The sequence below is a fragment of the Caulobacter segnis genome (assembly GCF_031454995.1).
Classification (GTDB): domain Bacteria; phylum Pseudomonadota; class Alphaproteobacteria; order Caulobacterales; family Caulobacteraceae; genus Caulobacter; species Caulobacter segnis_E.
Window position 1 is genome coordinate 881934 of sequence record NZ_JAVDRV010000002.1, and the last position, 26620, is coordinate 908553.

Genomic DNA, 26620 nt, shown 5'->3' on the forward strand with positions numbered 1-26620 from the left:
AACGTGGCCGACTAGGGGCGCTCATCCTTCGCCACCTGGCAGCCGCGGCGGGAACACTCGTAGTCTTTCTCGGGCCGAAGAGGTGGGCGCACAGCGGACTATGGCTCCGTCTGGCAGCGCCGGATCTGTGAGGACGCCTACCAGCTCTTCGTAGCGAACAAGGGCCCTGCGATGATGGACCACGAAGCGATCTGCGCCGTCGAACCCATCATCTGCGGCAGTTTCCGCCTTGGCGAGCTCACGGCGGGTGTCCTCAAGGATGGCCTGTATTCGAGCGGTGCGCACGCTGTCGCCCTTTACGCAGACATGGTCATCGCAGTTGAGGCAATCTCGGTGAAGCGGACAAGGCAGCATCGCAAAGTCATGGATGCAGGCACCAAGCTCGGTGAAATGAGCCGTCGGCACGGCTAGTTTGGCAAAATCCGAACGCGTGATCGGCCGCTTAATATCTAGCGGCACGGGCGTCTCAGCACTATCGCCGTCCCCCATGGCGTCGCGTACCATCTCGAGCAGATCGTCCGCCGAGAGGTGATCGTAAGCTCGGTTCTGAGCAGGAGATTTTCGCCCGCTCCAAAGTGCTATGTCGAGCTGATCGGCGCCAGAGCGCTGCGCCAAGGTATTTAGGTAATGCCGGAACTGGTGGGACGTAATTTTCAGCGGAGATCCATCCTCCTGGGTTAGACCCAACCGAGAAAACATCGAGGGCACACCCGCCTCGGTCCGTCCGCCCAGGCAATCGGAGATCTGCTGCTGCGTCACACGATCGATCATGCAACGCGATGAACCGCGGTCTGTACGGAACTCGTTATATCTCACAGTGAACAGGGCTTCCCCGAAGCGGAGCTCGGTGGCGGTTTCGACGAGTGGGAAACCATCCGGCATCTGGGCGAGAACAGCCGCTTCGAAGGATGAGAATTCGAGCCCCCCCTCCAGTCCATCCGGGATGACCCGCAAACCGTTTCGCTCTGCCCACTTGGCCGATTGCAGACCCAACAGTTCATCGGCGACCTTCAGCGGAATGGTTGGCCGCAACCGCCATTGCTCAAGCTCGCCTGGAAGATAGAGCCTCCCCGAGTTAAGCTCGTACCAAGCAGCAATCGTGCGAGCCTCAGCGGTAAGCCGAAGGATGATGTCCAGCGCCTCGCGCGCGACATCCTCCATAGTGCTGACAATCCAACGAACCTCAGGCTTCGTGCCCTTCTCTGCCCACCAACGCAGGCCGTACTGCTCGCCGCCTCGCCTCCTTTCCCGCACGACCTCGCAATTTGCCCGGACGCGGAGGAGTTCTCCAATACGAACTGGCGCACAACACATCAGCGCGGCTGCGGCTGCCGCAATCCGGTCGCTAGGGTTGTCAGCCCCACGAAAAGCAGCGGCTACGGCCTCCAAAGCACGCTGCGAGGGAAGCTTTTGGGCCCGGCGCTTCTCGTGCTCTTGGCCAATCCGGACCGTATCTCCTGGGCGTGAAAGCGGGTGAGCCCATTGAAATGGCATGGCCACCAAACTGTTGTCGGACAGGAAGCGAGCGATCGCTTCCAGTTGGCCGGCAATTCGATAAGCGCCGCCATCGCTGTAGTGGGACAAGATCTGCGCAACGGCAGCGTCCAGATCCAAAGAGGTGATCCGGGTCACGTCCTGTAGATCTTCGAAATCGCGCACAGCATCCAGAGCGCGAAATGGCGCAAGCCTTTGCTGTAGCCCTCTCACAGGATTCAGCCCTTGCTGGTACCTGATGTAGGCCTTCGCCAGCTCGCGCAGCCCGGCCGCCAATGGGCGGGCGCAACCGCTTTCGGGCTGGTCGAAGCCGGTGAAACTTATACGGACGCGTCCACGCCCGCTTGCGTGGGCGACACCGGTGACGTCCCAGGCTTCAGCGTCCCAGTCGAGATCACGACCGAAAATGGTTAGCTGGTCGCGCGCAAGCGAGACGAAGCCCGACAGGTTCTCGAACGCGCTCAGCTCAATGCGTGGCGAGAAATACAGAACCTCCCCACCACCATCAGCCATTGCCGTCAGCCTCCGCACAGCGGCGCACGACCTCGGCAACCGCTAGAATGGTCCGATCGTTGATCGCGGCGATGCGAGCATCCGTGGTGGCTTGAAGTCGATCCCGGTCAAGGATCAGCTTCTCGAGCACAGCCTCATGCGGACCATCACGCCAAGCTCGAAACTGCCGACATGTGTAACAGGCGATGGGCGCTGCAAAGCCACAGAAGGCGTGTTGACCGCACGCGCCGAGCGGCGGCGCCTGAACTCCGCCGCGCACTACTCCGCCAGGCGCAGTACGCAACTCTTCTCTTGACGCGAAATGGCCCGTGAACGCTTGCGCCAGAGGAGCCAGCCTGAGGGCCAAAGCCTTGTCTAACCGCTCTATGATTTCGGATGTGGCCTCGACGTACACTTGGGCATTCTGTGTGTCCGAGTGATCAAGCAGATCCGCCACCTCGTATTCACCCAGCCCCTCGCTGGCGGCGCGCGTGCCGAAACTGCGACGCAGGCGGCGGGGCGTGATCGTCAGGGAGCCCCCCGTTCTCACAGAGTGCACTCCAAGGCCGTCTGCAACGGCTTTGACGGCTATTCGAATTGAATTGGCGGTCCGATGCCACTCATAACCTGCAAGCCAGCTTGCCTCCTTGGACGCGGGAAACATTGGCGGGCCCATCAAGCTGCCATCGAAGCGCTGCTCTACTTCTGCCGCCTGACGGCGAAGGCGCGCACCAATCTCTGCTGTCAGCGGTCGAGCCCTGAAAAGGGTTCGCGGCGCCAGGCCTGGTTGTTTCAGGCGCGGCACGTTTAAAATCCATCTCCGACCATCGGCCGCCTCTGGCGAAACAATATCCGTGGTCTTGAGTTGGGAGATTTGCGAAGGGCGCAACCCCAGGCACGCGGTCAGCCAGACAACCAGGAAGTCCTCGTCCGCAAGCTCCTTGGATGCGAGCCGATCATTGAGCGCAGCCATGAAGCCTGTGAATTCAATGTCCGTAAGTGGTCCTTCGAATGGATCGAATGTCCTAACTGCTTCGCCCTTCTCGTTGCCGCGTAGGCGCAAGCTTCGAAGCAGACGGGCTGTCTGTGCAGATACGCCGGGGTAGCCAAGGTCGCTCCAGCGACACAGAAAGCCCGACAAGCTGGTCAAGTACCATTGCCGCTTGGGCGGAAGAGAACCGCGATAGTTCAAGATATCGGCGGGTGTAATCTCAAGGAACACGCCCCTGCCCGCCTCGGACAGGAAGCGCATCAAGTGGAGGACGCGCTCGAAGGCAGCCTTGGCGTGATGAGCGGACTTGTTCTGGAGGTACCAGATTAGAGTCCGCTTCCACGAGATCACAATTGGACCCGCCGCAATCGGAGCTAGATCAAAGTTGAAGCTGAATGTCGCCCCCTCTGAGCGGAAGCTCCATCTCGTTTCGTTCGGATACACAGCGTCGCCAGAGAGCGTTCGGACTCTCTCGGGCAACTGCTCGGATGCGCGATCCGCCGGCTCACTCATCATCCGAACTCCGCGCCGGCGCGAAGCGCTCCTGCATACGGATAGAGGCTTCGTTGGCCCGCGCCGTTACATGCCGCTGGGTGTAGGCGGCGGCGGACGCGTCGGAACTCCACCCCTGCAAGTAGCGCCGCAATTGACGCTCCATCGCGGGCGCTACGCCGGCCTCATCCATGGTGCGAGAAAAGCGCTCGTTCCAATCATGCCGCAGGACATGACAGGTCAGTTTGGTGGGAAGTCCCGGCAGCTCGCGCAGCCGATGGAAAATTTTCTCTATCGTCGAGGCGGATAGTTCTCTGCCAGTCCTAAGATCCACGAACAGAAAGCCGTGCCGTCTCGCGCGCGACGGTGCTGCGGCCCTGACCTGCAAAATGTAGATCGAGAGTAGCTCGATGACGTCCGATCGAAGATCCAGCAACCTCCCTTGGGTCTTCAGGACCGGCTGACGTCGCCGCGAATCTCTGCCGTTGTCGGGCCGGCGTAATAACCGAACTTGCCCCTTCTGGAGATCCACGTCTTCAACACGGAGCGAAAGCAATTCACCGCGGCGCAGTCCCAACTGTAGCAGGAGCGTGATCATCAACAGATTGCGCTGGCGAACGGCCTTGTCTGCCCAGGGATTTGCTTCGCTTGCGGGATTGATCGCATCGAGCAATGCGCGCCGTTCATCATCATCCAGGCCATGGCGGATCTGGCTTCGCCTGCCTTGGCCTGTCGATCGCGCTTCAAGCGAGCGAAGCAATTCGTCGCGTGCTGAGCGATATGTTTGCTGAGCATCTGGCTGGTGCCCCAACGCAAATAGGCGCCGCTCGCTAAGCCAAGCCAAATAACGACGCACCGCCCCGCGACGATTGCCCACGGTTTCCCGAGTGAGCGCCGACGGCCTTTTGTCGAGCCTAACCAAATTCCGGGAGGAGCGGAGGGAGGCGGGGATTGCCTTGTCAAGTTCGGCGACCGGGCGAGCTGTCGCATCCCAAAGCCCATCGAGTTCGTGACCGCGAAACAGAACCCCCGAATTAATCCGGTCGTCGAGGGAAATTCCTTCAGCGTGACACCACAGCAGCAGAACCTGCACGCCCGCCAGCTGTTGGGCGATCGTGTTTGCCGCATGCGACCGGAGGGCCGTCATCACATAGATCGCCGGTAAAAGCAGCGGAACGCCAATGTCGCGATCGACAAGAAGCGGAACCCGCTCTCCACACGGTCGGACGTGTAACCGGACGACAGGCCAGACCATATGGACGCTCCAAGCAAGGTGGGCCTTTTCAGGCTACGACCACTGGCGAGCGTCCAGGAAGGTGCAATAAAAAACGGCCGGCTCCAAAGGAAACCGACCGCTATTTACAACTATCGCCTTGTTCGGCTCTAGAACGGGATTTCGTCGTCCAGGTCGGCCGAGAAGCTTTCGCGGGGGCCGCTGGGCTGGCTGCGCTGGCCGCCGCCGAAGCTGGAGCCGCCGCCCGAATAGCCGCCGCCGTATTCGTCACCGCCGCCCGAGGACGCGCCAGCGCTGTCGCCGCGGCCGCCCAGCATGGTCAGTTCGCCGCGGAACTTCTGCAGCACGATCTCGGTCGAGTACTTTTCCTGGCCGGTGTTGTCCGTCCACTTGCGGGTCTGCAGCGCGCCTTCGATGTAAACCGTCGAGCCCTTCTTGAGGTACTGCTCGGCCACCTTCACCAGGTTGTCGTTGAAGATGACGACGCGGTGCCACTCGGTCTTTTCCTTGCGCTCGCCGCTGTTGCGGTCGCGCCAGGTCTCGGAGGTGGCGATGCGGAGATTGGCGACGCGGTCGCCCGAACCCAGGCTGCGGATCTCGGGATCGGCGCCGAGATTGCCCACCAGAATGACCTTGTTGACGCTGCCCGCCATCGCTTGACCTTGCTCTCGCCCGGCGACCCATGCGCCGGAATCTGAGAGCGCAGATTAACGAGGCGTTAAATGCAGCGCAAGTTTTGTTCTCAATATGTTCTTGTGGACGAGAAAGACGGCTGTGGACGGACGAACCGCTCGCTCCGCGCGACTTGGCCTAAGGGGCGGGAACGCGGCGGATCGCGCCCGGCACGGCGAGGCGGCCGTCGCCCGTGCGGACCAGGGACATGAAGCGCGGACCGTCATAGGTCTGGCCCAGGAAGATGCCTTCCTTTTCAAGGAACAGGAACGAGCCCTGATAGGCGCCGACCATTCCCTGGCTGTTCGACTGGCCCATGCGCACGAACCGCATGCGCATGCCCTCGAGGGTGGCCGCGCATTCCTCCATCGTCGGCACGTTCCGCGCGACGGGGTTGTAGCGCAGCGTCCCGTCCTTGTTGGTCGCCACGTGGAAGCAGACGCCCTGCTCGAACGGCGGCTTGATCTCCTTCTGGCAGCCGGCGAGCGCGAAGCCCGTGGCGGCGAGGACGACGGCGGCGGCGAGGACGGTCTTGGTCATGGATTACACTTATAAACTTATCCCGCGTTCGGGCTAGGGCAGTTTGGCGCCTGCTCGAACACGGTGTGGAAGCCTCGGTTGTCGGGAGAGGCCTCGATGCGTCCCTGCAAGAGACGCAGGGTCTCCTCTCCCCAACGGCCGTAGACGACGGCGTTGGTCTTCTCGCAGCGCCCGCCGAAAAGCTGCTGGGCGCAGGCGTTCAGCGTGATGTCGCCCGGCAGGCGACGCCACTCGCCGCCGGCATAGCGCCAGCAGGCGGCCAGCGGCGCGTTGGCCGACGCGGCGGCCGGCGTGGACGGCGTCTGAGAACTGGCGCCCTGCCCCGCGGCTGGCGCATCGACGGTCGGGGTCGGAGGTAGTGGCGTCAGCACCGTTCCGGCCTGGTCGGCGGCGGCCAGGGCTCCGGTTTCATCGACGCCGACGTCCAAGGCTCCGGTCGCGACGCCGTTCTTCTTGGCGCATTCGGCCAGAGTGATCTCACCGACGAAAGCGCCGCCGACGAAGCAGCGCAGCGGACGGGCGGGATCCAGCTTGGTGTCGTCGTCGCGTCCAGTCTCGACGATCAGACCAGCGCGCGAGGCGGGCGGCGCCTCCGTCGATTTCTGGTCATGGCCGGCCAGCAAAGCCGCCGCGATGCCCAAGCCCGCCAACAGCGCGAGCGCCGCGCCGCCGCCGATCACGACGATCCGTCGATCTTTCAGAAATTCCATGGCCCCCTGGCTACGACGCGTCGATGACGCTTTCAAGCGTGACGGCCGTGGAAAGCGTCCGGCCCGCCACCTTTGGCGTACCCGGACGCGGCCTTAGCCGCCGCCCGTCAGGCGGTTCAGCGCGGCCTGATAGTTCGCGAGCTGGTCGGTCATGTATTTCGGGACCGTCCCATCGGTCTTGCCGGAGGTCTTGGCGGTATCGCCGCTGATGCCTTGGGCGGCGTCGGCCGTCTCGCGATAGGCGGTGCGGATCTGCGACAAGGCGCGAGTGATCACCACATTGGCGTTCTTTCGGCCCGCCTCGGTCGTCAAATCCAGCTCGGGCGGCAGTTGCAAGCCATAGATTTGACCATTGCCGTCGGCCGAGATGGTCTTGCCGCCTTCGGTCTTGGTGGCGCGAATGACCCCGCCGGCCAATCCCAGCGAGGTCAGGACATCCGTCCCTCCCTTGCCCGCGACCACTTCGATCGTCGAAGTGCTCGTGGCCGGACTGATCTTGAGCACGCGGTCGTTGCCGTTGGTGACCGTCTCCACCTTGGCTCGGAACCCGGAAGCGCGCTTGATCTTGTCGGCCAGCGTCTCGAGCGTGTCGTTGGCGTCGATCGTGACCGTCGTCAGCGGGCCCCGCTCGCGCGTGCGGATTTGGAAGGTGTCGCCGGGACGCGCCGAGGTGCTGGTGGTGATCCTGTCAGACTGCTTGAACGCCATGGTCCCGGACGGCAGACCGAAAAGATCCAGGGCCGAGGCGCCGGAGGCGGAAACCGCCACCGACGTCGGCGTGGCGTGGCCGTCCTTGCCGCTCAGCCTTTGGCTCCAGTCGACCGCGCCGGTTCCGACGTTGACCTGAGCGACATAGCCATCCTTGGTCCCCACGGTCGCCTGGCCGTCCAGGTTCGTTCCCGCCGAACCCACCAGCCACGCCGTGCCGTTCTTGACGTCGAAGCCCGTGACGGTGTCATCGCCCGTCCCGCCATAGTAGGTCATCGCGTCGGCGCCGCTATCGCTCATGTTCAGCGACACGCGGCCGACGAACGCGTCCATGCCGCCGGACGCCGCGCCCGTGGCGCCGTTGATCCCCATGGCGCCGTTGGCCGTGTAGCCGCCGACGTACAGCTGGCCGCCGTCGATGCGAAGCCCCACCAATTCGCCGCCCTTCAGCGAGCCGAGATCCCGGGTCGCGCCCGCCGACAGGGTCGCCGTCTTCGTATAGGTGACCGGCACCATCTCGTAGGCGCCGTATTTGTTCAGCTTGCTGATGTTCTCGGTGACGACATTGGTCGTCACGTCGAAGCCGCGGAGCATCGCCTTGCCGTCTTCCTTCGAGCCGACGATGACCTGAGAACCGTTGACGACGATGTCCGAAACGGAATCGTTGGCCGTCGTGCCGAACTTCTGGGTGAACAGCGCCTTGGGCTTGCCGGCGCCGTCCGTGGCGAAGGCGGTGAGATAGGCGTCCCAACCGCCGCTGGGGTCCGTCCCGACCGAGCTTGGAAGGTCGGCCTTGCTGCGCCCGCCCACGTACAGCACGCCGTCCGCCCCAAAGGCCAAGGCGGTGGCCTCGTCTTCCTGCAGGCCGCCGCGACGCACCGTCCACTGCTCGTCGCCATTGGCGCCGTAGAGGGTGACGAAGCTGTCGGTCTTGCTGTCGCTGTTGTTCAGCGGCCCATTGACCGCGCCCTGCAACCGCCCGCTGACGGAGCCCGCCACGGCGACGCTGCCGTCGTCGGCGACCGCCAAGGACAGGCCGCTGGCGTTGTCGGTCGCGCCCAACGTCTGAGCGAAAAGCAGATGGCCCGCACTGTCGTATTTCAGCAGAGCGACGTCGCTGTCGCCCTTGATGGCTTGGCCGTCGATGTCGAGCTTGCCTTCGACCGGGGTGGCCACGTCGGCCAGCATGTAGATCGAGCCGTCGGCGCCCGTCACCGATTTGCGGACGTTGGAGATCGTGCCCTGCAGGGTCTCGGTGAAGACCTTGCCGCCGGGAGCGCCGGCGCCCGCGCCGCCGCTGGTTCCGGCGGCGCTGAATTTCGTCAGGGTGGTCTCGTAGACGGCGTCGTTCGTACTGGTGTTCTTGTCCGGGTCGGGATCGCCGGCCTTGGTCGTGACATAGACCGCCGGGGCGGTCGTCGGCGCGCTGAAGGTGATCTGTTCGGCGGAGTCGCCCTTCACCTTGAGCGCGAAGTCGTCGCCCGTGGCGGGAAGCTTGACGGGCTTTCCGTTGACCTGGACCGTCCGCTCCTGCCCCGCCGTCCGCTGCACGGCGAAGGCGGTATTGTACCCAGCCGCCTTCATCTTGTCGTTCATGTAGCTGACGACGTTGGACATGGTCCGGGGCGTGGCGCCCATGTCGTTCAGGTTCATCGTCACGGTCTTGGTGACGCCGAACGCCTTGACCGCGATATCGAACGACACGTTCCCTTGGAACTTGGGCACCGGGTCATCGCCCTGACCGCTATGGATCGTGTCGGTGGTGTAGGTGTAGTTGGCCTTGGGCACCCCCGCCTTGGCCTTGTCGTTGGTCATGACCGCGCCCGTGGTCAGGCGCAGCTGATCCAGCGAAAGCCCTTGGACATAGCCGCTGATTTCCGAAAGCCCGCGCGTCATCGCGTTTTGCAGCCGCGTGATCTCGCTGTCGGGCACCCGCTTCTCGCTCGCGCGGGTCGCGATCGCCGAAAGGGTGTTCAAGGCCTGATAGGTCGCGAACAGCTTCGCGTAGTCGGGACTAGCGCCCTTCAACGCGGTGGAGCTCGCCCCCTCGTCGACGAACTTGCGGCCATTCAGCGCCGATCGCACCAGTTCGGTCGCGGGCGGCGTGGCGCCAGACAGCCAAGGCGCGTTGGGCACCGAGACCTTGGACTTTCCGGTGGGCGCCGGCGATGATCCAGACGTGGCGGCGCCCGTCAGGCCGCTGCGGGCCTGATAGTAGCTGAGCAGCGTGCTGGTATCGAACGTGATCACGGCCTGTCCTGACGAGGACCCAGAGTCCCCCGCTGATACATTCGCCCATTCGCCGTTAACGCCCCTTCAAGACATGGGGTTAAGCGGCGATAAGATGCGCCTCCGACAAGGCTCGGCGCGCGTCCTCGCGCAGTTCGGCCCACTCGGAATCCAGGATCCCCAGCAGCACGACGTCACGCGGCTGGCCATCCTTCAGCACGTGACCTCGTAGATAGCCCTCGCGCCGGAAGCCCGCGGCCGCTTGCGCTTTCAGCGCCGCGTCGTTGTCGGCCATGACCTCGGCGAACACCTTGTGCAGCCCTAGCTCGCCAAAGGCGCGGTCGAGACCCAGGACCTGAGCCGCGCGGCCCACGCCCCTGCCCCGCGCCTCGGCCGAGCCCAAAAACCAGTTCCAGCTGGCGCGGCGGTGATGGCTGGCGAGCCCCGTCAAGGTCAGCAACCCCATGGGGGCTCCCGCGCGAGTGATCATCCAGCCCCGCATGTCGGCGTCCGAGCGCAGGGCTTGGAACCAGGCGGCGTGCGCCTCCCGACTGGGCAGGTCCGCGTCGGACATCCAGCGGTCGACCTCGGGCTCCGAGCGCCACTGAAAGAGGATCGCCTCGTCCTCGTCCCGCAAGTCGCGCAACTCGATCATACTCGCCGCCGATTCCCCGTTTCGCACGCGCCGAGCTTAACCCCGCGCCGACGCGACACCTAGGGTTACTGCCCCTTGAACAGAGAGAGGATGATCTGCGGCGCGCTATTGGCGATGGACAGCGCCTGGGCGCCGAGCTGCTGCTTGACCTGCAAGGCCTGCAGGCGCGCGCTTTCCTTGGCGAGATCGGCGTCCACGAGGTTGCCGACGCCCGTCTCGAGCACGTCATTGAGCTTGGCGACGAACGTGCTGTGGGCGTCGATCTGTTTGGCTTGCGAGCCGATGTTGCCAATGGCCTGGTTGACCGCGCTCATCGTCGCTTCCAGACGCGTCAGCACCGCGCCGGCGTTGGCCGGCGTCAGGATGTCGTCCGTCGGCATGAGCGTGTTGATCGTCCCGCCCAGCGTGAGGTTCTGCAGGCTCAGCGTGATGGCCTGGCCCGCGTCGGCGTCGGCCAGGAAGGTCATGTCGGCGGTCTGGCTGCCATCCAGCAGGTTCGCCCCGTCGAAGACGGCGCTGTTGAGAACCTGACTGAAATTCTTGAGGATCCCCTGGAAGTCCGCGTTCAGCGATTGCCGCGACGTGGTGTTCAGCGAGGTGTCCTTCGCCGCGACCACCTTTTCACGCATCAGCTTCAGAAGGTCCGAAACCGACTCGCCCGCGGTCAGAGCCACGTCGGCGATGGAGGTGGCGCGATCCAGGCTCATCTTGACCGCCCCGAGCGCGCTCATGTCGGCGCGTTGCTCCTGGGCGATCGACCAGACGGCGGCGTTGTCCTTGGCGGTGGAGATGGACAGGCCCGTGTTGATCCTGGTCTGCACCGACTGCATGTCGTCGTTGGTGCGGTTCAGGTTCTGCAGCGCGATCAGCGCGGGCTGGTTCGTATTGACGCTCAGCGTCATGCGCGGCCTCCGATCGGCGATTTTGCCGTGGTTGCGATCGCGCGCGATTCGGCGCGCGATCTAATCGCCGCCGAGATTGGGCTCAGAAAGTAAGAACATGGTTAACGCTTATAAACCATGTCCGTTAAGAGCCGCGACAGGCTGTCGCGCCCTAGTTTCCCCGCGGCCGGCCCTCAGGCCTTGCCGTCGTAGACATCCCCGCTGTGGTAGCGCGAGGCCTCGCGTAGCTTCAGGATCTCCTCGCGGGGAAACTGATTCAACGTCTCGCCCGTCCGTCGGTCCACCGTCTTGTAGACATAGTCGCCGGAGTCTCCGTCCTGCTCGATGACCAGACGTAGATCACCCGGCTGAGGCCCCTTTTCCACGGGCGCCTCGGGCTTGGCCTCGACCGCGGGCGCGGTGGGTTCGCCTTCGACGGTCTGCGCCGGGCCGAAAGCGGCCTTGAGTTGGCCCTGAACGGCTCTAGCGCCCTCGGACGGGTCCGGGGCGTTCACGGGGGCGATAAAATCTCTGATCGCCGACAACGCGGCCTTGGGTTCCATATCTGTCCGCCGACTTGCGGGTCGGCCCTCCTTCCTTATTCTCCCTATCCCCGGTCCCAATAAAAGGCGGAGGCGGGCTCAACCGAGCCCGCCTCCTCCCGCTCCTTAACGGAACAGGCTCAGGATCGACGACGAGGATTGGTTCGCGATCGACAGCGCTTGCACGCCAAGCTGTTGCTTGGTTTGCAGCGACTGCAGCTTGGCGCTTTCCTTGGCCAGGTCGGCGTCCACCAGGTTGCCAACACCGGCGTCCAGGCTGTCTTGCAGCTTGCCGATGAAGGTCAGGTGGGTGTCGAGGCCGACCGAGCTGGTGCCCAGGGCGGCCAGCTTGTTGGTGGCGGTGCCGATGGCTTCATCGATCTCGGCGATCATCGCCTTAGCGGCGGTGGCCGTCGCGAAGCCAGGGGTCGCGCTCGTGAGGCCCAGGCCAGCCAAGCTCAGCTTCTGAGCGCTGACCGTGAAGCCCGTGCCGTCCGCGTTGGCCAGGAAGACCAGCGCCTGGGCGCTGTCGCCAACGAGGCTGACGCCGTTGAACTTGGAGTTTTCCGCGGCCTTGGTGATTTGAGAGCGCAGCGACTCGAAGTCGGCGTTCAGCGCCTTGAACGAGGCGCTGTTCAGCGAGGTGTCGGAAGCGGCCAGGGCCTTTTCCTTCATCTTCACCAGCAGGTCGGTAATGGTGTCGCCGGCGGCCAGGGCCACATCGATGGTCGACTGGCCGCGTTGCAGCGAGTCCTTCACGGCGTTCAGCGATTGGGCGGTGGCCGATTGCGTCTTGGACATGGCCCAGATGGCGCCGTTGTCCTTGGCGTTGGCGATCTTCTTGCCCGTGTTGATGCGCTGTTGGGTGACGCCCAGTTCGGTGTTGGTGGTGTTCAGGTTTTGCAGGGCGATCATCGCGCCCGCGTTCGTATTGATGCTGTTCAGCGGCATACGAATAGTTCCTTTTCAAGGTGTTCCGACGCCATTTTGGCTGCCGGGAGCTTTTTGCTCGAAAAGGCATGTAGCAATTGCCGGGCCAAAAGTTCCCACCGGCAAGCGCGCGCTAAAACCCTGAAAAATAAGCGTTATAGGTCCATTAACCACAAAGGCCCTCGGCAATTTCTGCCGAGGGCCTTTGGGCGTGGGAAATTATTGCCGGGCACTCTTTGCGCACCCAGCGGAAAAGAGGCGCCGGACGGCTTTTGACGGCCGTCCGGCGTATCGGAGATCACCCCTTGAACAGCGACAGGATGGACTGCGGGCTCTGATTGGCGATCGAAAGAGCCTGCACCCCCAGTTGCTGCTTGGTTTGCAGCGACTGCAGCTTGGCGCTTTCCTTCGCCAGGTCCGCGTCGACGAGGTTGCCCACGCCGGCGTCCAGGCTGTCTTGCAGCTTCCCGATGAAGGTCAGGTGCGTGTCCAGACCCGTCGAGGCCGTGCCAAGAGCGGACAGCTTGTTCGTCGCGGTCAGCAACGCGGCCGTCATCTTGGAGATCATGGAGCCAGCCTCGGCAGCCGTGGTGAAGGTCGTGCCCGTCGTCGACAGACCAAGACCCTGCAGGCCCAAGGTTTGGGCGTTCACGGTGAAGTTGCCGCCATCCGCGTTCGCCAGGAAGACGAGCGGCTTGGCGCTGCCAGCGACGAGACTGACGCCGTTGAACTTCGCATTCTCCGCGGCCTTGGTGATTTGGTCGCGAAGCGAGTCGAAGTCCGCCTTGAGGGCTTTCAGCGACGTGCTGTTCAATGAAGTGTCGGAAGCGGCCAGGGCCTTTTCCTTCATCTTCATCAGCAGATCGGTGATGGTGTCGCCTGCCGCGAGAGCAACATCAATCGTCGACTGACCGCGCTGGAGCGAATCCTTCACGGCGTTCAACGAAGACGAGCTCGCGCTCTGCATCTTGGCCATCGACCAGATCGCGCCGTTGTCCTTGGCGTTGGCGATCTTCTTGCCAGTGTTGATACGGCTCTGGGTGGTGGTGAGCTCCGTGTTAGTGGCGTTCAGATTTTGGAGCGCGAGAAGCGCACCAGGATTGGTGTTGATCGAGTTCAGCATTGCTACCTACCGTTTTGGTGGGATTTATCCGGCGTAGTGCCGGGCGAGCGTTTTGCCCGCGCGAACCATCGCAAACGCCGGGCCAGTCGCGGCCAGTCCGGCGCCAATTCCTAGGTAGCTGTTTTTATTGGCTTATCTGGCGCGGCAGCGCTGAAAACGAAACCGCCCGGCGAATGCAGAATTCGCCGGGCGGCAGGTTTTTCCAGAGACGGTAGGCAAGACATTCAGTCTTGCGAAAGGGACCAAATCAGGCCGCGTCGGCGCGGCCGGCGAGCCCCTGCATGATGATGCGATTGATTTCGATCAGGGGCTCGAATTCCTCCTCCTTGCGCATGACGGCGCTGGAGTGGCGGCTGACCCAGAGGCTCAGGGAAATGATGGACGCGCGCAGCTCCATCGGAAGCTGATTGTCCGGCAGCGAGCAATCGGTCGCCAAGGCCGACCAGACCTTGCGATTCCAATCCAGCGCGTCGATCCGCTTCGCGAAGTCATCCGCCGGGGCCTGTGACGCTTCCATCAGGGCGCGCGTCACCTGCCCGAACAGGCGGTACTCCATTTCACGGGGATTCTCAGCCCGCGTCGCCGCCTGCTGATACGCCCGAAGAGACATGCCCCAACCTCTCGTCTTCGTATTCAATCAACTTACGGCTCAACATTAGAGCCTTGTAGTACTCGCGGGCCATCACGTGCTTCGAGATGGCGATACAATCCTGGAGAACGCTCGGGTTACGAACGACCCCCATGAATTCCGTCAGGCGGGAGGCGAATTCATCATAGAACTTCTCCGCCGCGCCCTCGTCGAGATACATCATCATCACCGGGAAGTAGATCCGTCGCGCTGGCGACGTGACCTGGTCCGGCTGCATGATGTCCTTCTCGCGAAGAACCGAAGCCTTGTTCTGGAGAACCAGAACGCCGCGCCGGTCTCCATTCTGGACCACGGCGCCGTTCAGTACGAATTTCTCGCCGGGCTTCAGCGACAGCTTCAAAGGCACCTAAACTCGCTCCTTCGCTTACGCCGCTTCGCCCGCCCATCGATTCATGATGGCACTCGCCGAAGCTAGACGCGGACCGGTTAACGCGGTCTTGCCGGTATCCTTAAAGACCGTAAACAGGCACTTAGGACTCAATTAAGCATAACGCCTCAAAACATAGTTAACAGCAGTGTCCGAGGTTTGGTCCATGTCCCGAAAAAGCGCCCTTGAAACGTCGGTCAGCGCCTTGGCCCAGCCCGACGTTGGCGCGGCGCCGCTTCAGGTGGGACAGATCGCGGGCGCCATCGGTGACGCGGCCTCGACGGAGTCGCTCGAGCGTCTCAAGCAGGCCACTCAGCAGATCAAGAACATCGAGAACGCCAAGGCTTTGAGCCGCGCGATCACGGCGGTCCACAACAATGAGTTCCAGCTCGCCCAAAAATTGGCGCTGAAGCTTCTGAAAAAGGACCAGATGCTCGGCGTGGCCTGGCATATCCTGGGGATCGCCCGAGAGAAGCTGGGCGACTATGGCTCGTCCCTGCGGGCTTACGACGCGGCCTTGAAACTGCTCGCCGACCACGGAGCCGTCGCGGGCGACCTGGGCCGTCTGGCCTTTCGCATGAACATGCCCGAATTCGCCGTCGGCTTCTTCGCGCATTTCCGCATCGCTCAGCCGAACAATATCGAAGCCTCCAACAACCTCGCCTGCGCGCTCCGGGAGCTGAACCGCGAGGCCGAAGCGATCGAGGTGTTGAAGGAAGCGATCTCCGCCCACCCCGAATCGCCGGCGCTCTGGAACACGTTGGGCACGGTGGTCTGCAACACGGGCGATCCCACGGGCTCGCTCGTCTTCTTCGACGAAGCCCTGCGTCTCAACCAGGACTATAGCAAGGCCTGGCACAATCGCGCCTTCGCCAAATCGGACATGGGCGACATCGAAGGGGCCATTTCCGATATCGATCGCGCCCTGAATCGTCCGGACTCCGCGATGGACGCGGCGATCATGCGCTTCGCCCGCGCGACCATGTCCTTGTCGCTGGGCCGGCTCGAGGAGGGCTGGAAGGGTTACGAAGGTCGCCTGTCGCCAGACCTCACGGAAGCGCCCCACTTCCACATTCCCGGAACGCTCTGGTCGGGGCAGGACCTCGAGGGGAAATCACTGTTCATCTGCGCGGAACAGGGTTTGGGCGACGAGGTGGCGTTCGCGAACATGCTGCCCGACATCTTGGATCGGCTGGGCCCGGACGGCTCGCTGACCTTGGCGGTCGAACGGCGCCTGGTTCCGCTGTTCGAGCGCTCGTTTCCAAATGTCGAGGTCACGGTGCACCGCACCTTCCAGTACGAGGGCCGCGTGTATCGCGCGGCGCCGGAAGTCAACGACTGGGAACGGTTCGACTATTGGGCCCCGCTGGGCGCGTTTCTCCTTCCCCTGCGCGGTTCGCTCGACGCCTTCCCGAAAACCACCTCCTATCTGAAGCCCGACCCGGATCGGGTCGCGCACTGGAAGGCCGAGCTCGACAAGCTGGGGCCAGCGCCCAAGGTCGGACTGCTCTGGAAGAGCTTGAAGCTGAATTCCGAACGCGCCCGACAGTTTTCGCCCTTCGAAGCGTGGCGCCCCGTGCTGGAAACGCCCGGCGTGACGTTCATCAACCTGCAATATGGCGATTGCGCCGAAGAGATCGCTCACGCGAAACAGGAGTTCGGGATCGATATCCGTCAGATGCCTGGAATCGATCTCAAGCAGGACCTTGACGACGTCACCGCGCTTTGCGCCGCGGTCGACCTGATCGTGGGCTTCTCGAACGCGACGACGAACCTAGCCGGGGCGACGGGCGCGCCGATCTGGCTGCTCACCGCCCCCGAGGTGTGGACCAAGCTCGGCAGCGATTACTATCCCTGGTACCCCCAGGCGCGCGTCTTTTCACCTCGGATCATGGGCGAGTGGAGCCCCGCGCTCGACCAGATCGCCGAAGCCCTGGCCAAGAAGGTCGCTAGCGAAAAATGATCATCGCCGGCCTGCGGCCCGTCGACGCGAGCGATCGCGAGCGCCTGCTGGCCTGGCGCAACAGCCCCCAGGTCGCCGCCTTCATGTACTCCGATCATTTGATCACGCGCGAGGAGCATGACCGCTGGTTCGACGGCCTGGCTGAAAATCCCCGGCGGCGCGATTGGATCATCCTGCTGGAGGGGGCGCCGGTCGGCCTGACCAGCCTGGTCGATATCGATCCCGTCCAAGGTCGCGGGACCATCGCCCGCTACATCGCCGAGGAAAGCGCGCGCGGACAGGGCGTGGGCGGCTTCGCCGAATTCAAGATCGCCGATCATGCCTTTGGCCCGCTTGGGCTGCGGAAACTCTGGTCCGAGGTGCTGGCGACGAACCAGGCCGCCCTCGCCTCCCATCTCTCCAGCGGATTCCAACGGGAGGCGCTGCTGCGCGCCCACGTCGTCAAGCGGGGCCAACCCACGGACGTGATCGGCCTTGGCCTGTTGGCCGAGGCGTGGCGAGACGAAAGGCCTTCGCTACGCCGGCGACTTCTCGCCAAGGGCTTCTCCGAGATCGCCCTCGAAACCCCGCTTTAAGCCCCCCCTTGCCAAGCGCGAGCGCGCCGGTAGTTTGAACGGCTCGATTTGAACAACTGTTCGAACCGGAGTCGTTTCCGGCGGAGATGGGCATGAGCCAGCGCTTTGAAGGCACTTCAGACTACGTGGCGACCGAGGACCTGAAGGTCGCGGTGAACGCCGCGGTGGCCCTGGAACGTCCCCTGCTGATCAAGGGCGAGCCGGGCACCGGCAAGACGGTGTTGGCCTATGAAGTCGCCAAGGCCATGGGCGCGCCGCTGATCACCTGGCACATCAAGTCGACGACCAAGGCCCAGCAGGGCCTTTACGAGTACGACGCCGTCACCCGCCTGCGCGACAGCCAGCTGGGCGACGAGCGGGTCAAGGACGTCAAGAACTACATCAAGAAGGGTAAGCTCTGGGAGGCGTTCGAGAGCGAACAGCGCCCCGTGCTGCTGATCGACGAGATCGACAAGGCCGACATCGAGTTCCCGAACGACCTCCTGCAGGAGCTCGATCGCATGGAGTTCTTCGTCTACGAGACCGGCGAGACCATCAAGGCCAAGGTCCGGCCGGTGATGATCATCACCTCGAACAACGAAAAGGAGTTACCGGACGCCTTCCTGCGCCGCTGCTTCTTCCACTACATCCGCTTCCCCGAGGAAGAGACGATGCAGGCGATCGTCGACGTCCACTTCCCAGGCATCAAGCAGAAGCTGGTCTCCGAGGCGCTGCGCATCTTCTACGACATGCGCAAGGTGCCGGGCCTGAAGAAGAAGCCCTCGACCTCGGAGCTACTGGACTGGCTGAAGCTGCTGCTGGTCGAGGACATCGACGAGCAGGTCCTGCGCGAGAAGGATCCCACCAAGCTGATCCCGCCGCTGCATGGCGCCCTGCTCAAGAACGAACAGGACGTGCACTTGTTCGAGCGCCTGGCATTCCTGGCCCGTCGCGAGGGCTCGGGCGCGCGCCCGGGACAGTAGACGCCCCTCCCCGCGATCGGATCGGCGTTACTCGGATTTCACTGGACGCGCGACGGACGCGCGACCACCTTCCGCGCGACAAGGGAAGCATCCCCGGGGGTATCATGCATCGTTCTCAATGGCTCGCGACCGCGCTGCTGATCGGCGTTGGGGCCACGGCCCTGTCGGCCTGCCATCGCGCCGAGGAGCCGCGAGAACGCCACCTGAGCCTACGCCAGCCCCTGCGGGTCATCGATCGTCTCGATTGCCCTGAAAAACAAGGCGCGCTGCGGCGCGTGTCGGTCGCCGCCGACGGACAGTCCTGCGTCTACCAGTCGCCCATCGCCTCGGTCGATCTGCGCTTGGTGCGCTTCACCGGAGGCGACGCGGAAGCCGCCCTTTCGCCGATCGAGGCCGAGTTGAAGGGCGTCATGCCCCCGCCGCCGCCCACGCCGAAGCCGCCGCACGACGCCAAGGGCGAGAAGAATCACGCCAGCATCCACCTGCCGGGCGTCTCGATCGACGCGCACGGCGACAGCGCGGATATCCGGATCGGCCACCTGACCATCAACAGCGACGGCGGCGCGGCCGAGGTGAAGGTCAACAAGAACGTCAGCGGGAAGAGCGACGAGGGCAAGGGCCTCGTCAACATCACGGCCGACGAAGAGCATGGCGACGGAAATGTCGCGATCCGGGCCTCTGACGGCGGCGCGGAGATTCGGGCGAAAAAGGGGGGCGACGACGTGCGCTCGACCCTGATCCTGGCCAACGACAAGGCCCCGAAGGGCTTCCGCCTGGCCGGCTACGAGGCGCGCGGACCCAAGGGCGGGCCGCTGGCCGTCGCCGTCGTCAAGGCCAAGACCCGCGACACCGACGACCATGACCTGTTCAAGGACATGAAGGCCCTGGTCCGCCACAACGTGGGCGGCTGAGCCCTTACTGGACCGGGGTGACCTCCATCACCTTGTAGGTCAGCGGGCGGCCATCCTCGTCGGTGACAGTGACATATTCGCCCAGCGCGAAGCGGTGCTCGCCCAGGCGGTGCACCGGCTCGTCGTCGGAGTCATCGGTGTTGTCATAGTCGAAGAACCAGAGCGCCCCGCGGCGGTTCAAGCGGCCGTCCACGGCGTCCTCGTCCGGCGCGAAGCGACGCACGCCGCACTCGCCCTTGGCCTTGGAGAAGGCGTGCTCGTCGATGTGGCCGTCCTCGGTCAGCGGCGCGGTCAGGGCGTAGCCCCGATGGTCGTCGCCGCCGGCGAACTCGGTGCCGGGGTTGCGCGCCAGGCGCAGAACGATGCGCGAAAGAGACATGCGGTCGTCTCCCTTTCTTTTTTTATGGTTGAGCAGAGATCAGTGCGAGAGGAACAGCGACGGACCATCGCTGTTCAGCAGCGTCCGCGTGGTCCCGCCGAAAATGAACTCCTGCAGCCGGGGATGACCAAACGCGCCGGCCACCAGCAGGTTCGCGCCGGTGTCGCGCGCCGCGTTCAGCAAGAGTCCGCCAGCGTCGCCCGAGCCCTCCAGAACCTTGGCCGTCGCCTTGACGCCGCGCGCGGCAAGGAAAGCGACCAGGCGCTCCAGCTCGAAAGCGCGGGACGATGCAGACGGCGCCCCCACAACGACGACCGACGACGCCTTCTGCAGCAACGGCAGCGACGTCCGCATCGCGCGGCTGGCTTCCTTGCCGCCGTCCCAGGCGACCATGGCCACGCCGTCGACCTTGAAGCCCGGACGGGCCACCAGGGTCGGCCGCTGCTCGTCCGCGACCAACTGCTGGAAGGCCTCGGCCAGCGGGCCGCGCCCGCGCGCGGCGGCGTCGTCGAAAACGATGACGTCGGACAGCCGCCCCTCCATGGCCAGCCCGGCCCAGACTGGCGACTCCAGGCTGATCACCCGGGTATGGGGATAGGCGACCTCGGCGGCGACCTTGGTGCAAGCCTTGGCGCCTTCCTGGGCGGCTTCCTTCAGGCTTTCGAGGGCCGTGACCTGCACGCCGCCCATGAAGCCCTCGCCCATCCACGGCATGAGATCGGCCATGTCGGCCGGCGCGTGGACGCAAGCCAGTTCCGCCTGGAAAGCGGCAGCCAGCTTCGCGGCCGATTGCGCGACGGCTTGGTCGTGCGCGGTTCCCGCGAGGGGAACCATTATTCTCGCCCAGCTCATGATCGAACTCCCTTTAGGGGCATTTCCACAGATGACGGCGACAGTCTCATTGATCTTTCTCAACCGATAGGTCAGTCAACCACCTTCACCTTGAGGAACGATCTCGTGGCCAAAGGGCTGCACAAGGGCAAAGCCCCCCGCGCGTGGCAAAGAATGCTCTCGGGGCGTCGTCTCGACCTGCTCGATCCATCGCCAATGGACATCGAGATCGAGGACATCGCCCACGGCCTGGCCCGCGTCGCGCGCTGGAACGGCCAGACGGTCGGCGAACACGGCTTCTCGGTCGCCCAGCACAGCCTGGTGGTCGAGGAGATCGCCGCCCACATCAAGCCCGATCTCGAGCCGCGCTGGCGCCTGGCCGCCCTGCTCCACGACGCCTCCGAATACGTGATCGGCGACATGATCAGCCCGTTCAAGGCCGCTTTGGGCGTCAGCTACAAGGATTTCGAGGCGAGGCTCGAGGACGCGATCCATATCCGCTTCGGCCTGCCGCCCAAGACCCCGGCCCCGATCAAGAAGCTGATCAAGCAGGCCGACCGCGCCTGCGCCTTCTTCGAGGCCACCCAGCTGGCGGGCTTCGAGCATGGCGAGTCCCTGCAGATCTTCGGGGCGCCGCCGGCGGGCTACGATCTCCACATCACGCCCTTGCCGCCGTTCGAGGCCCAGGCGCGCTATGTGCAGCGGTTCCACGTGCTGTCCCGCGCGGCGGGCTATGAATCCGCTCCAGGCGCGGCGTTCGAGACCGAATGATGGGCGGGCGATGAGCATCTCGGTCGTCATCGGTCTTTCGGCGGTGGTCGTCGCGATCCGCGACGGCGAGGCCGTCGTCCTGACCGTGAGACCGCATGACGCCGTCACCGATGTCGCGTCTCCGCTCTCGGGCCTCCCCTTCGGCCCGTTCGATCCCGAGGCGCACCGCACCTTCGAGCTGGGCCTGCGCGCCTTCGTGACCGCCCAGACGCGCTTCCAGCTGGGCTATGTGGAGCAGCTCTACACCTTTGGCGACAAAGGCCGCGACGCCCCGCGCGCCGAGGTCGGGGCCGGCGCGGCGCGCGTGGTCTCGGTCGGCTATCTGGGCCTGACGCCCAAGGCCGTCGACACCGACGCGCCCGACACCGCCTGGGCGCCGTGGAGCCGCTTCTTCCCCTGGGAAGACTGGCGCGCCGGCCGCCCCGCCCTGCTGGACGAAGCGATCGCGCCCGCCCTGCGCCGCTGGGCCGGGGACGACGCCGGCAAGTGGTCGCGCGCCCGCCTGGCCTTCGCCTTGGACGGCGCGCCCTGGAACGAGGAGCGCGTGCTGGAGCGGTATGAACTGCTCTACGAAGCGGGCCTGGCGCCCGAAGCCGCCCGCGACCGCGCCCGCGCCGATGGCCACGACCCGGCCGAGCCCGAGGCGCTGTCCGCGGCGCTGGGCGAGCCGATGATCTCCGACCACCGGCGGATCCTGGCCACGGGCCTCTCGCGCCTGAGGGGCAAGATCAAGTATCGCCCCGTCGTCTTCGAGCTGACCCCCGAGGAGTTCACGCTGTCGACCCTGCAGCGCACGGTCGAGGCGATCGCTGGCGTGCCGCTGCACAAGCAGAACTTCCGCCGCGTGGTCGAGCGCGAGGAGCTTGTCGAGGGCCTGGGTCGCCTCGACGCGGAGACCGGCGGGCGGCCCGCCGAGCTGTTCCGCTTTCGGCGCGAAATGCTGGCCACGCGCCAGGCGACGGGGCTTTCCCTGCCGCTGTTGCGCGACTAGGCCTAGTCCACCACCAGGGTGCGGGCGAAGAACGGGAGCATGGCGGTATAAACCCGCCCGGTCTCGCCCCACGTACGATCGCCCCAACCGCCGACATATTCCTCGGCCTCGTGCGGCACGCCGAACTCGGTCAGCATGCGCGACAGGGCCTGATCGGAAATGACGTGGTCGGGGTTGGGATCGTTGCGGCCCCAATCAAACTTCAGACCGCGCAGGGTTTTCAAGGCGTCCGCGTGCCGCTGGACCTGGCGATCGAGGGGGAAACTCTCGAAAAGCCGCGCGACTTGCCGCGTGTCGATCTCCAGCTTGCCGCCCACCTCTCGCGCCGGCAGATCGACATAGAGCGGCGGCTTGTCGGGATTGGGCAGATGCGCCTGGAAGATCGCGGTGAACAGCTGCGAGAACCCATCCCCCTTCAGATCGTCCAGCGACTTGGCATTCTGCAGCCGAGCGAAGTTCGGCCGTGACAACATCGGTTGCAGGCCGGGGCCCGCGCCGACGGGATGCAGCGCATAGACCGCGCCGAACACGTCGGCATGACGCATGCCCATCGCGATCGCGCCGTATCCTCCCATCCGATCTCCCGCGAGACCACGACTGTCGCGCCGCGCCAGGGTGCGGAACGTCTTGTCGGTCCAGCCCACCAACTCCACCGCCAGGAAATCGTCCCACCGCCCCGTCACCGGCGAGCTGGTGTAGATCGAACTGCCCAGCGGCGTGCTGAAATCAGCCGCCACCACGACGACGGGCGGTATCGCCTTGGCCGCGATCGCCTGGTCGAGCAGCGTGGCGAAGCCGTCCCGATCGAAGGCGACCTTCTCGTCCTCGAAAAGGTTGTGCAGAAAGTAGATCACCGGATAGCGCCGGCCGGAGGTTTCGTAGTCGGCGGGCAAATAGACCCGCACGCGCCGTTGGCCGCTAAGACCCAGCTTATTGCCCTCGAACGCCTTGGAAGCGACGGTGAAATCGCGCACTTCCGCTCGCGCGGCCGGCGCGGACATGACGACGAACAGGCCCGCCAGCAGCAGGCCCAGGAACCGAGGCATCGGAACGCTCCGTGCAAGCTTCGGGGGAGAACGCCACTCAACCCAAGATCAGCACGGCGCAGTAAGGCTTTATTGCGGCGGCGCTTGTGTCTCGCGCTCGGTCCGCGCCCGCCATTTGGCCTTCAGCGTCTGGGAAGTGTCGCGCGAGCCGTCGGGGCTCCAGCCGGGCGGACCGAACACGTAGCCAATCACCTCGCGCGGCGACTTGGCCCCGGCTACGTCACGGCCGATCCCGATCCATTCGTGGAAGACGTTGTGCAGCAGGTTGAAGTTGCCGAGGTTCTTGACCGTGCCATAGCGGCAGGGCTCCTCGTCGGTTTCCGGAATGAAGGTGCCGAACAGCCTGTCCCAGATGATCAGGATGCCGGCGTAGTTGGCGTCCAGATAGCGGGCGTTGCGGGCGTGGTGCACGCGGTGGTGCGAGGGCGTGTTGAACACCGCCTCGAACCAGCGCGGCATGCGCTTGATCGCCTCGGTATGGATCCAGAACTGATAGACGAGGCTGACGCCCTTCTGGATCGCCACCATGGCCGGCGGGAAGCCGACGAACGACAGCGGCAGCCACAGGAGCCACGTCCCCGCCACGCCGCCCGTCCAGGTCTGTCGCAGCGCGGTCGAGAGATTGTAGTGGGTCGAGGTGTGGTGATTGACGTGGCTGGCCCACCAGATCCTTCGCTCATGGGCGATGCGGTGGAACCAGTAGTAGGTCAGGTCCTCCAGCAGAAACACCGCGATCCAAGCCCAGACCGCCGTCATCGGGATCGTGAAGATCCGGTGGTTCCAGACCCAGACCGTGGCGGCGAAGACCACCCCGCCGAACAGGATACCCGCCACGGTGCTGCCCAGGCCCATGGTCAGCGACATGGCGGTGTCCCGGGTCTCGTAGTTCGCCTTGGCCTTGCCGAACCGGCCGAGCAGGATTTCGAGGACGATGGCCAGGACGAAGAACGGGATCGCCAGCTGAACGGGATCGAAGGGCGCGGTCAGCATCAGGCGAGCTCCTTCGGCGGCCAGGCGTCGTCGATCACGGCGAAGACGGGGCGGCCATCGCCCACGCGGAGGGAAAGACGCCCATCGCGCGGACGAACAGCCGCGACAGCGCTCCAGGGCGCTTCCCGAGCCACATAGCTGTCGCCGCGTCGCCAGATGACCAGCGCTTCGTCATTGGAGCGCGCGATCAGGCCCGCGCCATCGGCGGCGATCCAGATGGCGCTTGGCGTTTGATCGGGAAACTCTTGGGCCAACAGCGCTCGAGCGGCCTCGGCGTCGAGCGGCGGCGTGGGCCGCGCCGCGCCCAACCAGGCCGCGACCGCCACCAGCAGGGCGACGGCCACGACCGAGCCCCCCAGCTGAATCAACAGCGCCTTATCCAAGACCGACGCGCCTCCCTTTATCTTATTACCGTTTAGATTGGAGGGCGCGCAGGGCCGGCGTCAAGCCGTCCAGGCTCAGCCTTTCTGGCCAAAAGAAAACGACGCGCCCCTAGGGACGCGCCGCTCTCCGCGAATCTCGTGATCAGGGGCTAGAAGTGACGCACGTACCCGACCGACACCGTGTTCGAGCTCAGGTCGCTCTTGGTGTATTCGGACTTGGTCCAGTCCGCGCGGATACCGTTCTTGCCGTCCAACTTGTACTCGGCGCCGACACCGTAGTTCCAGCTCTCGCGGCTGCCGTCGAAATCGGTCGCGGCGGGGTTCTTGGCGCTGAACTTGGTGGTGCCGTAACCGACGCGCGCCAGTAGGTCGAGATTAGGAGTCACGGGCAGATAGCCAACCGCGTAGGCGGCGGCCTGATGCTCCATCTTCACTTTGGACGCGCCGGGCGCATAGACGGTGTCGCCATCGACGCCGCCGGCGATTTCACCCTCGACGCCAAAATTAGGCGTAAACTTGGCGCCGACGCGCCCTTGAATAGCGCCGGTGTCCGCGCCACGCGTCCGAGTTTGGCCATAGTTGACCGAACCATAGACGTCCGTCGAATTCTGCGCTTGAGCGAACATGGGGGCCGCGACGACCGAACCAGCGACCAGGGTGGCAGCGATGAGAGTCTTCATTGTTATACTCCTATTCTACGCTTACTCTTTGCTCCCTCAGCCAGCCTAGGGCTAAGCGGATAACGCGGCGGGCATGCGGCGGTTCACGGTCGCGTTTGGGGCCATTGCGTGTCGAAGTGGAAAAGGCGCTGGATGACGCGGCCGTCTTCCATGCTATCTACGGCGTCAAACAAACGTCAGAACGCGAGCCCGCCCGCAGACGGGACGAGGCTCGCGCGTATCATCGGGACCGTCGTCTTGCCGCAAGCCGTCATCGCCGCCACGGGGCTGTTCACCCCGCCCCACAGCATCTCCAACGCCGAGCTGGTCGAAGCCTTCAACACCTATGTCGAGCGCTTCAACGCCGCCAACGCCGAGGCCATCGCGGCCGGCGAGGTCGTCGCCCTCGCGCCCTCCTCGCCCGAGTTCATCGAGAAGGCCTCGGGCATCAAGTCGCGCTTCGTGATGAATAAGACCGGGATCATCGATCCCGAAATCATGCGCCCGATCATTCCCGAGCGATCGAACGACGAGATCTCGATCCTGGCCGAGATGGCGGTCGAGGCCGCCAAGCAGGCGATCGAACGCTGGGGCAAGCCTGTCAGCGAGATCGGCGCGGTGATCTGCGCCGCCTCGAACATGCAGCGCCCCTACCCGGCCATGGCCATCGAGATTCAGCAGGCCCTGGGCATCGCGGGCTTCGCCTTCGACATGAACGTCGCCTGCTCGTCGGCGACCTTCGGCATCAAAACCGCCGCCGACTTCGTCACGACCGGCAGCGCCAAGGCGGTGTTGATGGTCAATCCCGAGATCTGCTCGGGCCATTTGAACTTCAAGGACCGCGATAGCCACTTCATCTTCGGCGACGTGGCGACGGCCGTGATCGTCGAGGACGCCGACCAGGCCAAGGACGGCTGGGAGATCCTGGGCGCGCGCCTGAAGACTCAGTTCTCCAACAACATCCGCAACAACTTCGGCTTCCTGAACCGCGCCGCGCCCGAAGGGGTCGACGCCAAGGACAAGCTGTTCGTCCAGGAAGGCCGCAAGGTGTTCCGCGAGGTGGTGCCGATGGTCAGCGAGATGATCATCGACCACGCCCGGGATCTGGGCGTCGATCCCTCGACGCTGAAGCGCCTGTGGCTGCACCAGGCCAACATCAACATGAACGAGATGATCGGTCGCAAGGTCTTGGGGCGTGATCCGGCCCCGGGCGAGAACGTCATCATCCTGGACGAATACGCCAACACCAGCTCGGCCGGCTCGATCATCGCCTTCCACACGGCCAATGACGATTTCCAGCCAGGTGACACTGGCCTGATCTGCAGCTTCGGCGCCGGCTATTCAGCCGGGACGGTGTTCGTGCGCAAGCGTTAGACGTCTGACGTCTCGCGAGGTCGCGGCGCGCGTTCGGACTGGCGAACCGCGCGCGCCCGTATAGAACTGCGCGAGA

General features: G+C 64.5%; 27 protein-coding genes. 7 read left to right on the plus strand and 20 right to left on the minus strand.

Annotated features, from left to right (window positions below):
• Positions 1–21: 21 nt before the first annotated feature.
• The 14 genes from J2728_RS10205 to flbT form a co-directional block, all read right to left on the minus strand.
• On the minus strand, positions 22–2007 hold the full coding sequence (locus J2728_RS10205) for an integrase (RefSeq protein WP_309998801.1): 1986 nt from the start codon (positions 2005–2007) through the stop codon (positions 22–24).
• On the minus strand, positions 2000–3493 hold the full coding sequence (locus J2728_RS10210; protein WP_309998802.1) for a site-specific integrase: 1494 nt from the start codon (positions 3491–3493) through the stop codon (positions 2000–2002). Before J2728_RS10210 ends, J2728_RS10205 begins: the two co-directional genes overlap by 8 nt.
• The gene (locus J2728_RS10215) at positions 3483–4724 is read right to left on the minus strand and encodes a tyrosine-type recombinase/integrase (protein ID WP_309998804.1); all 1242 of its coding nucleotides are present in this window, start codon (positions 4722–4724) and stop codon (positions 3483–3485) included. The genes J2728_RS10210 and J2728_RS10215 overlap by 11 nt, the downstream gene beginning before the upstream one ends.
• Positions 4725–4852: 128 nt before the next feature.
• Complete coding sequence (locus tag J2728_RS10220) at positions 4853–5356, minus strand: single-stranded DNA-binding protein (RefSeq protein WP_106907146.1); 504 nt, start codon at positions 5354–5356, stop codon at positions 4853–4855.
• A gap of 157 nt (positions 5357–5513) precedes the next feature.
• Positions 5514–5915 carry a hypothetical protein gene (locus tag J2728_RS10225; protein WP_309998805.1) on the minus strand — a complete coding sequence of 134 codons (402 nt, stop codon included), beginning with the start codon at positions 5913–5915 and terminating at the stop codon, positions 5514–5516.
• A 17-nt stretch (positions 5916–5932) separates the two neighbouring features.
• The gene (locus J2728_RS10230; protein ID WP_309998806.1) at positions 5933–6625 is read right to left on the minus strand and encodes a hypothetical protein; all 693 of its coding nucleotides are present in this window, start codon (positions 6623–6625) and stop codon (positions 5933–5935) included.
• Between the two features lie 93 nt (positions 6626–6718).
• The gene (locus J2728_RS10235) at positions 6719–9583 is read right to left on the minus strand and encodes a hypothetical protein (RefSeq protein WP_309998808.1); all 2865 of its coding nucleotides are present in this window, start codon (positions 9581–9583) and stop codon (positions 6719–6721) included.
• Positions 9584–9662: 79 nt separating this feature from the next.
• A complete protein-coding gene (gene pseH, locus J2728_RS10240; protein WP_309998809.1) occupies positions 9663–10217 on the minus strand; it encodes a UDP-4-amino-4,6-dideoxy-N-acetyl-beta-L-altrosamine N-acetyltransferase in 555 nt (184 codons plus the stop codon).
• Between the two features lie 65 nt (positions 10218–10282).
• Positions 10283–11119 (minus strand): flagellin, encoded by an 837-nt coding sequence (locus tag J2728_RS10245; protein ID WP_309998810.1) that lies wholly within the window; start codon positions 11117–11119, stop codon positions 10283–10285.
• A gap of 173 nt (positions 11120–11292) precedes the next feature.
• Complete coding sequence (locus J2728_RS10250) at positions 11293–11613, minus strand: hypothetical protein (protein ID WP_404979733.1); 321 nt, start codon at positions 11611–11613, stop codon at positions 11293–11295.
• A 153-nt stretch (positions 11614–11766) separates the two neighbouring features.
• A complete protein-coding gene (locus tag J2728_RS10255) occupies positions 11767–12591 on the minus strand; it encodes a flagellin (RefSeq protein ID WP_309998814.1) in 825 nt (274 codons plus the stop codon).
• Between the two features lie 277 nt (positions 12592–12868).
• A complete protein-coding gene (locus J2728_RS10260) occupies positions 12869–13693 on the minus strand; it encodes a flagellin (RefSeq protein ID WP_309998816.1) in 825 nt (274 codons plus the stop codon).
• Between the two features lie 247 nt (positions 13694–13940).
• Positions 13941–14303, minus strand: a complete 363-nt coding sequence (gene flaF, locus J2728_RS10265) for a flagellar biosynthesis regulator FlaF (RefSeq protein ID WP_013079067.1) — start codon at positions 14301–14303, stop codon at positions 13941–13943.
• Positions 14263–14688, minus strand: a complete 426-nt coding sequence (gene flbT, locus J2728_RS10270) for a flagellar biosynthesis repressor FlbT (protein ID WP_309998819.1) — start codon at positions 14686–14688, stop codon at positions 14263–14265. Before flbT ends, flaF begins: the two co-directional genes overlap by 41 nt.
• A gap of 187 nt (positions 14689–14875) precedes the next feature.
• Here flbT and J2728_RS10275 point away from each other — a divergent pair, with 187 nt between their 5' ends.
• The 4 genes from J2728_RS10275 (at position 14876) to J2728_RS10290 (ending at position 19120) form a co-directional block, all read left to right on the plus strand.
• Complete coding sequence (locus J2728_RS10275; protein ID WP_309998821.1) at positions 14876–16672, plus strand: tetratricopeptide repeat protein; 1797 nt, start codon at positions 14876–14878, stop codon at positions 16670–16672.
• Entirely contained in the window at positions 16669–17247 is a 579-nt protein-coding gene (pseH, locus tag J2728_RS10280; protein WP_309998822.1) for a UDP-4-amino-4,6-dideoxy-N-acetyl-beta-L-altrosamine N-acetyltransferase, read from the plus strand. The genes J2728_RS10275 and pseH (J2728_RS10280) overlap by 4 nt, the downstream gene beginning before the upstream one ends.
• A 92-nt stretch (positions 17248–17339) precedes the next feature.
• Entirely contained in the window at positions 17340–18209 is an 870-nt protein-coding gene (locus J2728_RS10285; RefSeq protein ID WP_309998824.1) for an AAA family ATPase, read from the plus strand.
• Positions 18210–18313: 104 nt separating this feature from the next.
• Positions 18314–19120, plus strand: coding sequence for a hypothetical protein (locus J2728_RS10290; RefSeq protein ID WP_309998826.1), 807 nt, complete (start codon positions 18314–18316; stop codon positions 19118–19120).
• A gap of 4 nt (positions 19121–19124) precedes the next feature.
• Here J2728_RS10290 and J2728_RS10295 read toward each other — a convergent pair whose 3' ends face one another.
• On the minus strand, positions 19125–19499 hold the full coding sequence (locus J2728_RS10295) for a hypothetical protein (RefSeq protein WP_309998828.1): 375 nt from the start codon (positions 19497–19499) through the stop codon (positions 19125–19127).
• Positions 19500–19538: 39 nt separating this feature from the next.
• Positions 19539–20351 (minus strand): universal stress protein, encoded by an 813-nt coding sequence (locus J2728_RS10300; protein WP_309998829.1) that lies wholly within the window; start codon positions 20349–20351, stop codon positions 19539–19541.
• Positions 20352–20456: 105 nt separating this feature from the next.
• Between J2728_RS10300 and J2728_RS10305 the strand changes: the two genes are divergently transcribed.
• Positions 20457–21101, plus strand: a complete 645-nt coding sequence (locus J2728_RS10305) for an HD family hydrolase (protein ID WP_309998830.1) — start codon at positions 20457–20459, stop codon at positions 21099–21101.
• A complete protein-coding gene (locus J2728_RS10310; protein ID WP_309998831.1) occupies positions 21064–22092 on the plus strand; it encodes an NUDIX hydrolase in 1029 nt (342 codons plus the stop codon). Before J2728_RS10305 ends, J2728_RS10310 begins: the two co-directional genes overlap by 38 nt.
• 2 nt (positions 22093–22094) lie before the next feature.
• Here J2728_RS10310 and J2728_RS10315 read toward each other — a convergent pair whose 3' ends face one another.
• From J2728_RS10315 to J2728_RS10330, 4 genes are all read right to left on the minus strand, one after another.
• The gene (locus J2728_RS10315; protein ID WP_309998833.1) at positions 22095–23138 is read right to left on the minus strand and encodes an alpha/beta hydrolase-fold protein; all 1044 of its coding nucleotides are present in this window, start codon (positions 23136–23138) and stop codon (positions 22095–22097) included.
• Positions 23139–23207: 69 nt separating this feature from the next.
• Positions 23208–24128, minus strand: coding sequence for a sterol desaturase family protein (locus J2728_RS10320; protein ID WP_309998834.1), 921 nt, complete (start codon positions 24126–24128; stop codon positions 23208–23210).
• Positions 24128–24511 carry a hypothetical protein gene (locus J2728_RS10325; protein WP_309998835.1) on the minus strand — a complete coding sequence of 128 codons (384 nt, stop codon included), beginning with the start codon at positions 24509–24511 and terminating at the stop codon, positions 24128–24130. Before J2728_RS10325 ends, J2728_RS10320 begins: the two co-directional genes overlap by 1 nt.
• A 149-nt stretch (positions 24512–24660) precedes the next feature.
• Positions 24661–25191 (minus strand): porin family protein, encoded by a 531-nt coding sequence (locus tag J2728_RS10330; protein WP_309998836.1) that lies wholly within the window; start codon positions 25189–25191, stop codon positions 24661–24663.
• Positions 25192–25428: 237 nt separating this feature from the next.
• Between J2728_RS10330 and J2728_RS10335 the strand changes: the two genes are divergently transcribed.
• The gene (locus J2728_RS10335; RefSeq protein WP_309998838.1) at positions 25429–26544 is read left to right on the plus strand and encodes a beta-ketoacyl-ACP synthase III; all 1116 of its coding nucleotides are present in this window, start codon (positions 25429–25431) and stop codon (positions 26542–26544) included.
• Positions 26545–26620: the final 76 nt, after the last annotated feature.

What these genes read in the sequence shown, in the direction of transcription:
- J2728_RS10205 (WP_309998801.1), bottom strand. Translation starts at nt 2,007, where the DNA reads ATGGCTGATGGTGGTGGGGAGGTTCTGTATTTCTCGCCACGCATTGAG.
- J2728_RS10210 (WP_309998802.1), bottom strand. Translation starts at nt 3,493, where the DNA reads ATGATGAGTGAGCCGGCGGATCGCGCATCCGAGCAGTTGCCCGAGAGA.
- J2728_RS10215 (WP_309998804.1), bottom strand. Translation starts at nt 4,724, where the DNA reads ATGGTCTGGCCTGTCGTCCGGTTACACGTCCGACCGTGTGGAGAGCGG.
- J2728_RS10220 (WP_106907146.1), bottom strand. Translation starts at nt 5,356, where the DNA reads ATGGCGGGCAGCGTCAACAAGGTCATTCTGGTGGGCAATCTCGGCGCC.
- J2728_RS10225 (WP_309998805.1), bottom strand. Translation starts at nt 5,915, where the DNA reads ATGACCAAGACCGTCCTCGCCGCCGCCGTCGTCCTCGCCGCCACGGGC.
- J2728_RS10230 (WP_309998806.1), bottom strand. Translation starts at nt 6,625, where the DNA reads ATGGAATTTCTGAAAGATCGACGGATCGTCGTGATCGGCGGCGGCGCG.
- pseH (WP_309998809.1), bottom strand. Translation starts at nt 10,217, where the DNA reads ATGATCGAGTTGCGCGACTTGCGGGACGAGGACGAGGCGATCCTCTTT.
- J2728_RS10245 (WP_309998810.1), bottom strand. Translation starts at nt 11,119, where the DNA reads ATGACGCTGAGCGTCAATACGAACCAGCCCGCGCTGATCGCGCTGCAG.
- J2728_RS10255 (WP_309998814.1), bottom strand. Translation starts at nt 12,591, where the DNA reads ATGCCGCTGAACAGCATCAATACGAACGCGGGCGCGATGATCGCCCTG.
- J2728_RS10260 (WP_309998816.1), bottom strand. Translation starts at nt 13,693, where the DNA reads ATGCTGAACTCGATCAACACCAATCCTGGTGCGCTTCTCGCGCTCCAA.
- flaF (WP_013079067.1), bottom strand. Translation starts at nt 14,303, where the DNA reads ATGTCTCTTCGGGCGTATCAGCAGGCGGCGACGCGGGCTGAGAATCCC.
- J2728_RS10275 (WP_309998821.1), top strand. Translation starts at nt 14,876, where the DNA reads ATGTCCCGAAAAAGCGCCCTTGAAACGTCGGTCAGCGCCTTGGCCCAG.
- pseH (WP_309998822.1), top strand. Translation starts at nt 16,669, where the DNA reads ATGATCATCGCCGGCCTGCGGCCCGTCGACGCGAGCGATCGCGAGCGC.
- J2728_RS10285 (WP_309998824.1), top strand. Translation starts at nt 17,340, where the DNA reads ATGAGCCAGCGCTTTGAAGGCACTTCAGACTACGTGGCGACCGAGGAC.
- J2728_RS10290 (WP_309998826.1), top strand. Translation starts at nt 18,314, where the DNA reads ATGCATCGTTCTCAATGGCTCGCGACCGCGCTGCTGATCGGCGTTGGG.
- J2728_RS10295 (WP_309998828.1), bottom strand. Translation starts at nt 19,499, where the DNA reads ATGTCTCTTTCGCGCATCGTTCTGCGCCTGGCGCGCAACCCCGGCACC.
- J2728_RS10300 (WP_309998829.1), bottom strand. Translation starts at nt 20,351, where the DNA reads ATGAGCTGGGCGAGAATAATGGTTCCCCTCGCGGGAACCGCGCACGAC.
- J2728_RS10310 (WP_309998831.1), top strand. Translation starts at nt 21,064, where the DNA reads ATGAATCCGCTCCAGGCGCGGCGTTCGAGACCGAATGATGGGCGGGCG.
- J2728_RS10315 (WP_309998833.1), bottom strand. Translation starts at nt 23,138, where the DNA reads ATGCCTCGGTTCCTGGGCCTGCTGCTGGCGGGCCTGTTCGTCGTCATG.
- J2728_RS10320 (WP_309998834.1), bottom strand. Translation starts at nt 24,128, where the DNA reads ATGCTGACCGCGCCCTTCGATCCCGTTCAGCTGGCGATCCCGTTCTTC.
- J2728_RS10330 (WP_309998836.1), bottom strand. Translation starts at nt 25,191, where the DNA reads ATGAAGACTCTCATCGCTGCCACCCTGGTCGCTGGTTCGGTCGTCGCG.